At 44.7% G+C, this 13,584-nt stretch carries 12 protein-coding genes; 5 read left to right on the plus strand and 7 right to left on the minus strand.

Annotated features, from left to right (window positions below; all coding sequences use genetic code 11):
* The first annotated feature begins 34 nt into the window (after positions 1-34).
* Complete coding sequence (locus tag SCB77_RS03520; protein ID WP_320185042.1) at positions 35-220, plus strand: hypothetical protein; 186 nt, start codon at positions 35-37, stop codon at positions 218-220.
* Between the two features lie 1,545 nt (positions 221-1,765).
* Here the strand turns inward: SCB77_RS03520 and SCB77_RS03525 are convergent.
* The 4 genes from SCB77_RS03525 to SCB77_RS03540 form a co-directional block, all read right to left on the minus strand.
* Positions 1,766-3,088 carry a gluconate:H+ symporter gene (locus SCB77_RS03525; RefSeq protein WP_320185043.1) on the minus strand — a complete coding sequence of 441 codons (1,323 nt, stop codon included), beginning with the start codon at positions 3,086-3,088 and terminating at the stop codon, positions 1,766-1,768.
* 16 nt (positions 3,089-3,104) lie between these two features.
* A complete protein-coding gene (locus tag SCB77_RS03530; protein ID WP_320185044.1) occupies positions 3,105-4,601 on the minus strand; it encodes a gluconokinase in 1,497 nt (498 codons plus the stop codon).
* Between the two features lie 267 nt (positions 4,602-4,868).
* Positions 4,869-5,447 (minus strand): hypothetical protein, encoded by a 579-nt coding sequence (locus tag SCB77_RS03535; RefSeq protein WP_320185045.1) that lies wholly within the window; start codon positions 5,445-5,447, stop codon positions 4,869-4,871.
* Positions 5,448-5,512: 65 nt separating this feature from the next.
* Positions 5,513-6,052, minus strand: coding sequence for a hypothetical protein (locus SCB77_RS03540; RefSeq protein ID WP_320185046.1), 540 nt, complete (start codon positions 6,050-6,052; stop codon positions 5,513-5,515).
* Between the two features lie 123 nt (positions 6,053-6,175).
* Between SCB77_RS03540 and SCB77_RS03545 the strand changes: the two genes are divergently transcribed.
* From SCB77_RS03545 to SCB77_RS03560, 4 genes are all read left to right on the plus strand, one after another.
* Positions 6,176-6,748, plus strand: coding sequence for a Crp/Fnr family transcriptional regulator (locus SCB77_RS03545; RefSeq protein WP_320185047.1), 573 nt, complete (start codon positions 6,176-6,178; stop codon positions 6,746-6,748).
* A gap of 114 nt (positions 6,749-6,862) precedes the next feature.
* Positions 6,863-7,561 (plus strand): type 1 glutamine amidotransferase domain-containing protein, encoded by a 699-nt coding sequence (locus tag SCB77_RS03550; RefSeq protein WP_320185048.1) that lies wholly within the window; start codon positions 6,863-6,865, stop codon positions 7,559-7,561.
* A gap of 670 nt (positions 7,562-8,231) precedes the next feature.
* Positions 8,232-8,759, plus strand: a complete 528-nt coding sequence (locus SCB77_RS03555) for a hypothetical protein (RefSeq protein WP_320185049.1) — start codon at positions 8,232-8,234, stop codon at positions 8,757-8,759.
* Between the two features lie 250 nt (positions 8,760-9,009).
* A complete protein-coding gene (locus SCB77_RS03560; protein ID WP_320185050.1) occupies positions 9,010-9,696 on the plus strand; it encodes a hypothetical protein in 687 nt (228 codons plus the stop codon).
* Between the two features lie 112 nt (positions 9,697-9,808).
* On the opposite strand, the gene pgl is transcribed toward SCB77_RS03560, so the two are convergent.
* The 3 genes from pgl to gndA are packed head-to-tail and all read right to left on the minus strand — an operon-like array spanning position 9,809 to position 13,462.
* Positions 9,809-10,528 (minus strand): 6-phosphogluconolactonase, encoded by a 720-nt coding sequence (gene pgl / locus SCB77_RS03565; protein ID WP_320185051.1) that lies wholly within the window; start codon positions 10,526-10,528, stop codon positions 9,809-9,811.
* The gene (gene zwf / locus SCB77_RS03570; protein ID WP_320185052.1) at positions 10,512-12,050 is read right to left on the minus strand and encodes a glucose-6-phosphate dehydrogenase; all 1,539 of its coding nucleotides are present in this window, start codon (positions 12,048-12,050) and stop codon (positions 10,512-10,514) included. Before zwf ends, pgl begins: the two co-directional genes overlap by 17 nt.
* 11 nt (positions 12,051-12,061) lie before the next feature.
* Positions 12,062-13,462: an NADP-dependent phosphogluconate dehydrogenase gene (gene gndA, locus SCB77_RS03575; protein ID WP_320185053.1), complete on the minus strand. Its 1,401-nt coding sequence runs from the start codon at positions 13,460-13,462 to the stop codon at positions 12,062-12,064.
* Positions 13,463-13,584: the final 122 nt, after the last annotated feature.

The following is a 13,584-nucleotide window of genomic DNA, read 5'->3' on the forward strand; positions in this document are numbered from 1 at the left end:
TCTTTTTCCAATCTCTGCTATTGATCCAATAGAAATGATTAAGATCAGGTTGGAAGAGTTCGACTATAATCAAAATGAATTAGGTAATAGAAGTACGATCAGTAAATTGCTCAACTATAAGCAGCCCTTATCGTTGAAGATGATACGCGAATTTTCGGAAAAACTTAAAATTCCTGCCGAGTTTTTGATCAAAGACTATCAACTTAAGGTCGGACATTAGTCCATCGGGCTTTAAATAGATCCAAAAAAAACGAAAAAAAACTGGTTTTTAACATATTTCAGAAATCGAATATCCGCTAACATTTGTGCTTTTTTTATACCCCCAGCTGGGTTTTACCAGCAAATCACGCTAGAAATGCTACGTAGCATTCGCTTATCCGACATATTTTATGAAGCATCACACGCTGCTGACGGATTAGCGAACAGTCACTCAAATCCATCTAACATATGCGAATATCTGTCTGACGAAGACTGATTGTTGCACTACAAGTGATTTATGCCAACCTACCTACACGGAAAGTCAAACGTCGTATTCTAAACACTGTCCATAACGAACAGGAATGCAGATGATCCGTTTTAAAAAGTGTAAAATATCATCATACTAATATATTAAGAGTCTTTTAACGAAATATTCTATTTCTTCAAACGAATACTACGTAGCACTCACTTATCCAACATGTGTTGAGAAGCATCCTAGGGTCCCGACAGATCGGCAAACAGTGACTCAAATCTATCTTACATGTGCGAAGATCTGTCTGACAAAGAGTAATTGTTTTACTTTAGTTGGTTTATGCCAAAGTGAGTACGCAGATAATCAAACTTCTTATGCTACAAACTGCCCATGGCAAACAGAAATGCATACGAATAATTTTAAAAGCGTCGAATATCATTCTATTCATATACCAGCATTCGTTTAACGAAAATATTCATGTTTTAAAAACGAATGCTACGTAGCATTCGAGCATCCTTTCCCTCCCACAATCCGCCGTTTTTTATTTGCAAAGCACCGAAAGATAACGACAGCTCGTCGTTACTTACGATGACGTATACTATAGTCGTAGCAAACCAAATTACTTGCAATAGAAATCTCCGCACAAGTAAGAAAGATTGAATGCTACCACAAAAGGATTGCACTAGTCGTTTATCCGCCCAGATTAACTTTCCGATGCTTTACTGTGCCTGCGCGCTGAATTTACCGTAATGTCTGTATAACAACAAATTGTTTGAAAAACAGTAAACTTATCTAATCACCTGTGAAATTATACGTCGAGCAGGGATGCACGACATTATTTTTTTAGCAGAGAACTTTTCACGGCACAGCAGGTTATACTAATAGCAAATAACAAAAACTTCAATTTCTCTCTATCCCTCGGTCGCATTTTCCGAGGGATTTTTTTTGCATTAGCCATAACCATTAAGCCGCAAGCCCGTTCAACAGGAAAGGAATAACATTTGCTTAGGTTTTCAATTTTATCCTCCTGTACCGACATGCAGGGGGATTATTTCTTTGGACTTTTGCACAGCCCAAAATCCAGCCATAGCAATCAGTTGCCAGCTCTCAAGGTATCGCCTGGGCTGATCGAAAGTGTATTTCCGCTATATTAAGCTTTCAATGAGCAGAAAACCCAATTAGCTTTCCTGGTTATCCAATCAAAAAAATAAAAGCACATGTATCATGTGGCTGTTTAGTAAGATACGATACCTTCTTCGCTACGATGAGCGACACTTGGTATAGTTTGTCGTACACTTTCCCTAGAACGAGAGCTTAAAGCCCCAGCCCATGTAAGGCCAGCACGCCGAAAAGGCCGATGATAGACACCAGCGTTTCCATGACCGTCCAAGAGCGAAACGTATCCTTCATGCTTAGCCCAAAGTACGTTTTGAACATCCAAAACCCCGGATCGTTGACATGGGAAAACATCAGGCTACCTGCCCCAGTGGCGAGCACCATCAATTCCGGCGTAATATGATTAGCCTCCACAATAGGCAGCATAATACCCGCCGCCGTGAGCCCAGCCACACTCGCCGAACCGATTACCAAGCGAATGATGCCCGCAATACACCAGGCAAGTACCAACGGAGACAGGCTGAGATCCGTTGTTAAGTTAGCGATATAGATGGCTACACCACTATCTACTAAGATCTGTTTGAAAACGCCCGATGCAGCAATAATAAAAAGGATCATCGTTATGCCACGGATGGCATCTTCCACGCTTTCCGACTGCTGCTTTAAGCTTTTACCTTGGCGAATACCCATGGTATACATGGCTACCAGCGAAGCAATCATTAATGCCACAACGGGATCACCCAAAAAGCGTAAGGCTGTCAGCCAAAAAGACCCTTCCGGCAGCAGTAAATAAGAAAATGAACCCAAAGCAATCAACAAGATTGGAAACAACCCCGTAAACAGACTTATTCCAAAGCCGGGCAGCTTTCTTTTATCGCCCTGCTGTTGTTGCGGAAAAAGTTCGGGAGGCGGATTGGTAGCGATGCCTTTAAGTGTCCTGCCAAAGAATGGACCACTGATAATGATCGCTGGGATCGCCACAACAATCCCATAGGCCATGGTTAAACCTATATCCGCTTTATAGGTAAGCGCGATGGCCGTAGCTCCCGGATGGGGAGGCAAATAACCATGCGTTACAGACAGCGCCGCCAACAGCGGAATAGCCACATACAGCATAGGCAATTTGTTGGATGCACAAACCATAAAAACAAAAGGCACCAATACAATAAATCCAACATTGTAAAATAACGGTATGCCTACTAAAAAGCCAGTGAGCACCATTGCCCAAGGCAAATTCTTTTTGCCAAACACCGCCGTTAATACCGTTGTGATCTGCTCTGCCGCTCCCCCATCGGCCATCAACTTTCCTAAAACAGCACCGAAAGCCAGCAAAAGCGCCAGCTGCCCCATCGTGGTACTCGCTCCCGTCTCGACGGATTTAAGAATATCCACCGGACTCATCCCCATGGCAAAGCCCACCGCAATAGACGTAATAAGCAAGGAGAATACCGTATTTAGACGAACGACGGTGACCAACGCAAGCAATAGCGCTACTCCAAGCACAACAATGATTAAAGGCATAACGATTTATATTTAGTTAAAACTCGCCTTCCAACTTATGGTATAGACGTTCAAATTGTTGAAAATTTTTGCTGTATACCAGATGGTTTTCTTCACGAGGCTTATAATACTGTTCCACATCGACTGTCAGCTCCTCCTCTGCAGAAGGTGCTGCCTTCTCGCCCAAGGCTTCCATGCCGATCAAGGCCGCTCCCCATGCCGAGCTTTCCACCGTATTTTTAACGAACACCGGTTTGTTGAAAATATCGGCCAGCATCTGCACCCAAGAGGGCGAACGCGCAAGGCCGCCACTCGCATAGATCGTATGAATGGGTCCGGTATTTTCCTCCAAAGCCATCCCCACACTGTAAATCGCAAACAGCATGCCCTCCATCATGGCGCGGGCGAAATGTGCCCGCGTATGTTGCAACTGAATGCCAAAATAAACGCCTTTTGCATGCGCATTCCAATGCGGCGCTCGTTCACCAGTAATATAGGGCAGAAAAACCAATCCCTCCGATCCGGGAGCAACCGAATCCACCAGTTCATTCAATACGGTGGTGAGGTCTTTATGCTCTTCATCGGACGAGTTTTCATCCAAGAAAGTATCGCGAAACCAGTTGCGTAAAAGACCTCCATTATTCACCGCTCCCCCGATGACATATTCATTTGGCCTAAGCAGATAGCTGAATAGCCTTTGCTTTTCCTCCCTATTTGGCAACGAACTAACCACGCGGATGGCGCCACTTGTGCCCACCGTGACCGAAGCAACACCGGGTTTCACGGCGCCCACGCCCAGATTGGCCAAACAGCCGTCGCTCCCCCCAATAACAAAAGGAGTATCCTCTGAAATACGCATGGCACGTGCCATATCTGGGTTGAGCGATGTGCAAATATCCGTTACCGGAACCGGCTTCGACAGCTGTTCAGCCGAAATACCCGACAGGCGCAAGGCAACTTCCGACCATCCCAGCTGCCGTATATCAAATAGTCCGGTGGCCGATGCAATGGAATGATCGACCAGATAAACGCCAAACAGTCTATAGAAAAGAAATTCTTTAATACCAATAAACTTATACGACTGCGCAAATAATTGTTGGTCATGGGATTTTATCCACATGATTTTGCAAAGCAAAGACATGGGATGAATGGGCGTACCTGTTTGTTGATACAGCAGCATGCCCATCTCTGTCGCCTGCAAGTCTGCCGCAATTTCCTCACTTCGTCGATCGGTCCAAATGATGCAATTCGTAAGCGGCTGGCCCAGCCTATCAACGGCAATGAGTGCATGCATGGCACTGCTGACGGCAATACAAAGCGGTTTGAGTGTATTACCTAAGTCCGCCAGTTCCGCCATTACTCGCGCAATGGAGGCAACACATGCCTGAAAAATAATCTCGGGGTCTTGTTCGTAGTATCCTTCCGAAGGATTTAGTGTAGGATAGGTTATATTATGTTGAGCCAAAACATTTCCCGATAGGTCAAATGCAACGGCCTTGGTAGATGATGTGCCAATGTCTAATCCAATAATCATATTTATAATGTGTAGCGCTAAGATGGGGCTGTCCAAAAAGCTAATCGATTAACTTCAAAATGCGTCATTGCGAGGAAGTATGACGCAGCAATCTGCATTTTTATTTTCTAAGATTGCTTCGTCGTCGTTCCTCCTTCTCGCAATGACGAAAGGTAGTTATTTTTTAGACAGCCTCTCCTCTAAACTCCCAATATAGCAATTTTCTCGCTGTTAATATGGGATTATCGAAAATCACTGTGCTTTGCACGAGCTTCAACAAAATGTCTATTACCGACAAGGGACGAGTACAATCTTGGTGTAAAGTGATGGAGGCAGCGAGTCATAGTCGACGAACTCATAGCTGTAGTTGATCACCCCATATCGATCATGAGCTCTAAAATCCGAAAGCTCTTCAGGAGTAAGCATATTGAAGTACTCAATAGCATTTCGAATAACATAAGACAGGCTATCTAGTTGTACTCCCTTTTGTTTAGAAATAGAATAATATACATTATCTTTATTAAGCATCAAGCTGTCGGAAAATTCACCCTTAATAGTAAAAAACATCTTATAATCGCCAGACCAGCGAATACTTTCGTCTTTACTCAAGGTATAATTAGCTGATGCCAACTCTCGACAAAATGAGTAAAAAAGGCTGCTGTTAATCATCTTCGTACCCCTATCTCTAAACAAGCTCGGATTTAGTGCTTGTAACTTTACAAAATGGGGATAATCTACACCACTATCATCCACGTTACCATTTTCATAATAAATGGTTATTTGGTCGGTGGGTGATTTCTCCACATGTGCACATCCCGATAAAGCAAGAAAAGGAATCAAAAAAAACAAACTAATCTTTAATCTCATTGTCTCGCAATATTAGGTAATAGATACCATTTGTTCTTTCGATTGCAAATATTTCTTAAAATAAACTAATTACCAAACGACACATTCAGACTGTGCTTTTCCGCGTAGGCTTTTCCCAATTCCAACAGCGCCATGTACCGCTCCTCGAAAGTAGGACCAAAGGTTTCTATTAACCTGGTTGAGGCCGCGGCAATATCCGCTTCGGGCTGTCTGGTATCACATAATTTCGCTAGATCTAGATATTCCTTTTTGTAAACAGGCAGTACAAAATTGTAAAGCTCCAGCGATTTTACCTTGATCGTTTCGCCATCTTCGTCTGGAGGCGTTGCGTCTTCGATGCGTTGGATGGTTTGCTCGATGTAGCCAATTTTTGATTGGATAATCTGTTGCGCTTCGTCGCCATTTTTTTTACTTGCAGGCACATCAGGAAACTCTATGGTATTATCAACCAGCTCTTTGGTAAATCGTTCGGTAGCGAAGCCCACTAGCACATTGGTATTCAAGACAGTGGTCTGAAAAAATTGATCAGGACTCGGGCGATTACAAGATATTAAAAATACAAACGTTGATAGATAAAGAAAAATTAATGTGCTGATTTTTTTCATGATGTTTTGTTTGTTAAAAACAGCATCAGCACAAAACACAAGCCATTTTTTTATCCAATCCATAAAGCCTATACCCTTTATTTCGTAAATTCGAAACACACAGCAGTAAATTCAAGACAGTCAATGAACTGGAAAAACATATTACGTGAACATATCGAGCGCAAGGTCAGCATCAGCGACGATCAGTTTGACTATATCGTATCCTTTTTTAGGCCGATGTCGTTCAAAAAGAAAGACAAGCTTATCACAGCAGGAGAAACCGTGCAAGCCGAATACTTTGTGTTAAGCGGTTGCCTTTCTACCTATGTGGTTAACGACGAACAAAAGATGCACATCTTACAGTTTGCCTTGCACACCTGGTGGGCGTCTGACTACAATGCGCTATACAATAACGACAAGGCATCTGTACATGTTGACTGCGTGAGCGATGCCGAGGTGCTATGCCTGTTGAATGAAGACCGCGAAAAGATGTGTCGCGAGCTGCACAATATGGAAAGCTTCTTCCGCTGGCGCTCCAATGGCGGTTATGTTAGTCTGCAGAAGCGGATACTATCGCTATTAAACGATGACGCACAAAGCCGCTACGAAGAGCTCATGCAACAATATCCTGAATTGTACAACCTGGTGCCCAAGCATTTGATAGCCGCCTACCTAGGCGTTTCGCGCGAAACCTTGAGCCGCTTTCAGCCCCACTAAATGCGGTGATGTAGATCACAAAATTATCCAGCACAACGATTGTGATCTACATCACCTATAATTCTTTAAGCTTATGCGCAACTTTGTATAAGTATAATAAAGAAAGACAGTAACATGGAAAATCAAGATTTAAACGTACTATTTGTCCTAACCTCGCACGACGAGCTAGGCAACACCGGATTGAAAACAGGTTTTTGGGTGGAAGAGTTTGCTGCGCCCTACTATGCGCTAGCCGATGCGGGCGTGCAGATCAGCATAGCCTCGCCAAAAGGAGGACAGCCACCCATAGACCCCAAAAGCGCACTGCCCGACTTTCAAACCGAGGCCACCAAACGATTTGATGCAGACCAAGCCTTGCAGGAGAAGCTGGCGCACAGCCTACCGCTGCATACGCTGAAACAGCAGGACTACGACGCGATATTCTACCCCGGTGGGCACGGACCATTATGGGATTTGACCAACGACCAAGCATCGATAAGCCTTATCGAGGATTTCTGGAATAGCGGAAAGCCCGTTGCAGCCGTATGTCACGCGCCGGGAGCGCTCCGCTTTGTTAAAGACAGCGACGGCAAGCCACTGGTGCAAGGTAAAAAGGTAACCGGTTTTTCCAATACCGAAGAGGCTGCCGTTGAACTCACCGATGTTGTCCCTTTTTTGGTGGAAGACGAACTGAAAAATCTCGGCGCCGACTATAGCAAAGGAGCAGACTGGAGCAGCTACGTGCTACAGGATGGCAAACTTATTACCGGACAAAACCCCGCTTCGTCTGAAGAGACCGCCAAGGCCTTATTAGCACTGCTCCAAACAACATAGCGCTCATTCAAGCTAAACAGAAAACAAGGCTGTCTAAAAGTGATTAAAACTCGTTATACCTCCTCGCGATGACCAGTATGAATCACTTTTAGGCAGCGTCTTACCTATCCTCTACGCAGCCGCTAAACACCCTATCGCTAAACATCTTACAGCGGATATTGCGTGATGTCCACACAAAAGCCCATGAAGGCAGGTTGGCCTTACACTAATGCGCGCATTTGCCAAATGATGCAAAGCAGGCCCTGATGCTCAGCGAAGCATCTCGAAATTACAGTGTTTCGTCTACGGAGTACAGCAAGCGCTAGATTCGCTACAGAAGGAATACGGTTTTATGCGAGTTAACATTAAAACACTCGACCAATTTCAAATCGATTTCATACGCATTAACAAAAGAAATTTTAAACAAATAATTACAACCAAAAAGAAACACAAGAAAACATACAGAAAAAACAAAAGATCAAATTGGATAGATTAATTTCAAAAATTAACATACAAGATATATCATTTTTAATATATTTGTTACAAGAAGGAAACATAGTTGGTAAAGCAATACTACAGCGACAACTTGTTTATTTTTCGAAACCTTTATAAACATATTACACAACAGAGAAACGTTGTTTCTTTTAGCACGCTAAAATAGATATAACCAAACATCCATAAAATGAGAAAAATGAAGCTACTTTTTAGTGTAGGTTGCCTAGCAGCGATAGCACTAACGTCTTGCGGTGGAAGCAACGAACCTGCAACAGCCATCAATGCCGAGCAATTTGATCAATTACGCGAAAACAAAGAGAATGCCGGCAAGCGCTTCAGTGTTACCGGTTACCCCTACCTTAGCGGTGATGTCACCGTAGGCAATAACATGAATATCTCTGTGGAGCTTTATACAGAACCAAAAGGCGAAGGGGAACTGCTTGGCAGCTTTAAATTGGGATACAAAGACCGGAAAAATGGCATGTATGTGCCCGACGAGTTTACCGCCGAAGATCTACAGATTTTCGACAACGAAGGCAAGTCGTCAGGCATAAACGACAAAATCACGATTTCCTTCACCATGAAACTCGACGTAAAGAGAGCCCCCATTACTGGACAAACGAAGGTTGTTAAAGATGAAAACGGGATGATGAAATCTGTGGAAAGAGCGCCGCAGTATTATGGTGACGGGCCGGTCGATATCAAGATCGAACGCGCCAACTAAATAGGAAAAAAATGCGTTTACTATCTTTTACCTTGTACTACTTGAGTTTCTTATTGGGAGCTTATGCTGTGATCTTTGCCGTAATAAAGTTCTGGGAATTTAGAGCCGATGTATTTCCGCAAATTAAATATGAGTTATTCTTTTTTGCGATCGCCATGTTTCTATTATTCCTATCAAAAGTCATGAAGCCCAAGGTTCGTCAAGATCAAGATGGCCGAACAATAACCAAAAAATTATAAAACATTAGCTTATGTGGATAATAGCCATACCCATAGTCTTTATTGGGCTTTACCTCGTTTATCAATTTGTATTGCTGCCCAAGATGAACGCAGGCCAAGAAAGAAAACTAGAAGCGAACAGACAAGAGTTTGCGTCGCGTATTGCCGGGCGAGAGGAGGCGGTTAAGCAACAATTCATTCAGGATAATGAACACCTGCTGCCCCTTGTTTTCCAAACGGACGAGCAAGACATAATCGGCATTATTTCCTGCCAGGAAAAGCGCGAAACCAAGGATTTTCTACGGCAGCAAGCCATCAATATGGCTGGGAGGGCGCTTGGCAAGCTGACGGCTGTAGGCGTACGCGAGCTGGACAATACAGAACACTATTTCTTGGTTTTAACGCCCAGCAATCTACATTACCTGCATTACTCCGAACAAGGGCAGTGCAAAGAGCATATTGCTTTCGATAGGACAAAAATGACCGATATGGAAGTTGGAAAAATAACCTCCGCCGACATGCTAAAAAACAGCGCTTTTGCTGGGCAAACGGAGCGGCTGAGCTTTATATCCGAAGACACGCAATACAAGTTTTTCTTCTACGACAAACTGTATGCCCATCCATCGGCAAAGGACGAGAGCTTTGAAAATATAGCAGAAGTGAACTACCTATTTGCTAAGCCATTTTTGGCTTTTGCGGAGCAATATAGACGAGGTTAAAAGGGCCTTTTTGAAGGTAACACATCTCTGCCGGGAGCAGGTGTAGCCCTCGTGCTGTAAAAAACGGCGTCATTGCTTCTTTATAGGTTCTCGCAATGACGCCGTTTAACACTTATTTTAAATAAGCCGCAGCTTTATCATCGACCATAAAAATTAGATCGCCAGCAGCAGGCTTCAGCAGCTGACTGGGGTACAAGCTAGGGTTATAGTCGCCCTGCAGCACATGCTGAAGCGCGCTTGCTTTTTTATCGCCGAAGCTGATGACCACAATTCTCTTGGCTTTATTAATAAAGGGTGCCGTTAAGGTGATACGAAACATCTCTTGTGGCGCTAAATAATAAGCGTCCACCCATTTTTCCGTTTCCTGTAGCACGGCCGTTCCCGGAAAAAGGGATGCCGTATGCGCATCATCGCCCATGCCCAACAAGATCAAATCCAGTACGGCATCGCTTCCGAGCGCTTCTTTCAGGAACTGTTCATAACGAACGGCATAATCTTGCGGTTCTATACCATCCGCATACATCGGGAAAATATTGGATTCGAGCACCGGAACTTTATCCAGTAGCGTCTCAAAAGTCATCTTCGCATTGCTCAGCTTATCCGCCAGCGGAACCCAACGTTCATCACCCCAAAAGATAAGCACCTTGCTCCAGTCGACAAGCGTTATATACGCATCGGACGCCAATAGCTCATATAGGCCAATAGGCGACGATCCACCCGTAAGCGCGACAGCAAACTGTCCCTTTGTTGCGATAGCCTCCTTGGCAGACTGCACAAACAGATCGGCCGCGGCTTTAAATAAGTCGTTTGTATTCTTAAACTGTTGTACCATGTTTTTGCGTTTCTGATTTGGTAAATGGAGGAAAGCTAGATAGCCAACGGTGCCCCTGTCTTTTCAGCAGCTCTTCAGCCTCCTCAGGCCCCCAGCTCCCAGCCGGATAGGTATAGATCGGCGACAAGTCGCCATGCTCCCATTCTTCCTGTATACTCTCGATGATATCCCAAGCCTCTTCCACCTGATCCGAGCGCATAAATAAAGTCGAATCGCCATCAAGCGCATCCAACAATAGCGTTTCATAAGCTTCAGGGCCATTGGAAGCACATTGGAAATAATCGAACACCATCTCCGCCGGCGTCATTTCCATATCCAGCCCGGGCTGTTTACTCATGAACGACAAGCGAATATCCATTTCAGGCTGTATGTTGATCGTCAACTGGTTGTTTTCGATACTACTCCTATTGGCGGGAAACTTCGTCTTTGTGCTGTCCTTGAAATTGATCACCACCGCCGAATGCTTCTGCTGCAGGCTTTTGCCCGTACGCATGTAGAAGGGCACACCCAGCCAACGCTCATTATCGATGTAAAATTTCATGGCCACAAAGGTCTCCGTTCTCGATTGCGGATCTACCCCCGGTTCGTCACGATAAGCCTTTTTGGGCTGCCCATTGATTTCGCCGGCAGCATACTGTGCCCGAACCGTGTAGTGATTGATATCTTCGCGCTTAATCCGTCGCACAGATTTCAACAGATCAGCTTTCTTGTCACGGATCTGTTCCGACTCAAACTCGTTTGGAGCCTCCATGCCCACCATGCAAAGAATCTGCAACAAATGGTTTTGGATCATGTCGCGCAGCGCACCAGAATGATCATAATAGCCGCCCCTATTTTCAACGCCAACCTGCTCGGCCACCGTGATCTGTACCGAATCGATATGCCTATTGTTCCACAACGGTTCGAAAATAGAGTTGCCAAAACGGAAAGCCAAAATATTCTGCACCGTTTCTTTCCCTAGGTAATGGTCTATACGGTAGATCTGTTCCTCATGGAAAGTTTTAGCTAACATTTCGTTTAGCCTGATGGCAGAGGACTTATCATAGCCAAAAGGTTTTTCAAAGATAATGCGGTCGCCGGCTACGTTATCTGCAAGCGCAAAAGTCTTCAACCCATTGGAAACCTGCTCAATAAAACTTGGCGCTATAGACAAGTAAAACAGGCGGTTTCCGCGCTCGCCCCAACGGTCGTCATTCTGACTGATCAGCTGATGCAGATCCTGATAAGATTGATCATCGTCGATGTGCGCGTTGAAGAAGGTAATATGTTTCCTAAACTCATCCCACTGCTCCTTCAAAAAGTTAGGATTACGGGAAAAGGCAAGCATATTTTCGTGAACATAATCCCGGAAAGCTTCCTGATCAAATACCTGGCGCCCCAAAGCAATAATCTGGAATTGTTCAGGCATACGCCCATCGATATAAAGGTTAAAGAAGGCCGGAAACAGCTTGCGTTTTGCCAAATCGCCGGTACCCCCGAAAACAACAATGGATGTGGGCCTAATATGTGTATCGTGCGTCATGTCCTTGTCTATTAATCCCAAAGGGTATGAAAAATTCCTTCTTGATCGATACGTTCGTAGGTATGAGCGCCGAAGTAATCACGCTGCGCCTGGATAATATTAGTAGGTAATCTTTCCGTGCGGTAGGCATCGAAATAAGAAAGCGCATTGACATAACCAGAAACCGGTATACCATGGGCAATGGCATCTTTCAATACCTCGCGAAGACTAGCCTGTGTATCGATCAACTTCTGCGCAATAGCACTATCTAGCAGGATATTGCGCAAGGCAGGATTGGCCGCATAAGCCTTTCTAAAGTCCTCTAACAAGACCGCACGAATGATACAGCCACCTCGCCAAACTTTGGTAACCACCTGTAGATCCAGCTCGTAGCCATACGTTTCCGACGCCACGGTAAGCTGCGCCAAACCTTGCGCATACGTGGTGATGACCACAAAATACAGCGCATCTTTCAGACGAGCGATGATCTCCGCCGCGGGTTTGTCAACAGCTTGACCTTCCCAAGGAAGTAATTTGGCTGCTTCTAACCGCTCGGGCTTATATTTGGACATATCCCGCATATTAACTGCCGCATCGATCACCGGCACCGGCACCTGCAGATCCATCGCATTTTGCGAGGTCCATTTACCTGTTCCCTTCGATTTCGCCCAATCGGATATCAGATCGACCAAGTACTGGTCGCCTTCTTTTTTCTTTAGAATCTGCGCCGTTATCTCAAGCAGGAAAGAGTTTAATTCTTCCTTGTTCCACTGCTCAAAAGTCTGTTGTATCGTTTGGTTATCAAAACCATACAGCCGCTTCATCAGGTCGTAGGTCTCGGCGATAAGCTGCATAATACCATATTCGATACCATTATGCACCATTTTCACATAATTTCCAGCCGATCCATTTCCCAAAAATTCCACACAAGGCTCGCCATTTACCTTGGCCGCCACAGCTTCAAATATCGGTCTTAGCCTTTCGTAAGCCTGCCTATCGCCGCCCGGCATCAAGCTTGGTCCACGACGAGCGCCACTTTCTCCACCAGAGATGCCCATCCCGAAGAAATGTATGCCCCGCGCAGACAGCTCATTAAATCGTCTGTCCGTATCCAGGAAATAGGTATTGCCACCATCGATGATGATATCGCCCTTATCTAAAAAAGGAACAAGGCTCGCAATAGCCGCATCAACGGGCTTTCCCGCAGGTACCAACAACATAATTGCTCTTGGTTGCTGCAACGATCCTATAAACTCCTCCGCTTGGGTCGTTACTTTTATTCGATGTCCTTCGCTTGCTTCAGCTTCCAAAGACTTTGCCTTCTCTAGATCAAGGTCCAGTCCTGCTACGGCGAAACCGTTGTCGGCCATGTTCAGCAACAAATTACGTCCCATTACGCCTAGTCCAACGATTCCAAAATTGTAGTTATTCATTGTATCTTCAATAATAATTAAATGCACTTTTTTTCAGCGTCGAAATTTACCACTTTTATTGGTGCCGTGAAAGATAAAAAATCCACAGCCTAAACTTTACACACTTCTATGACCAGCAAGTC

The sequence above is a fragment of the Sphingobacterium bambusae genome (assembly GCF_033955345.1).
Lineage (GTDB): Bacteria > Bacteroidota > Bacteroidia > Sphingobacteriales > Sphingobacteriaceae > Sphingobacterium > Sphingobacterium bambusae.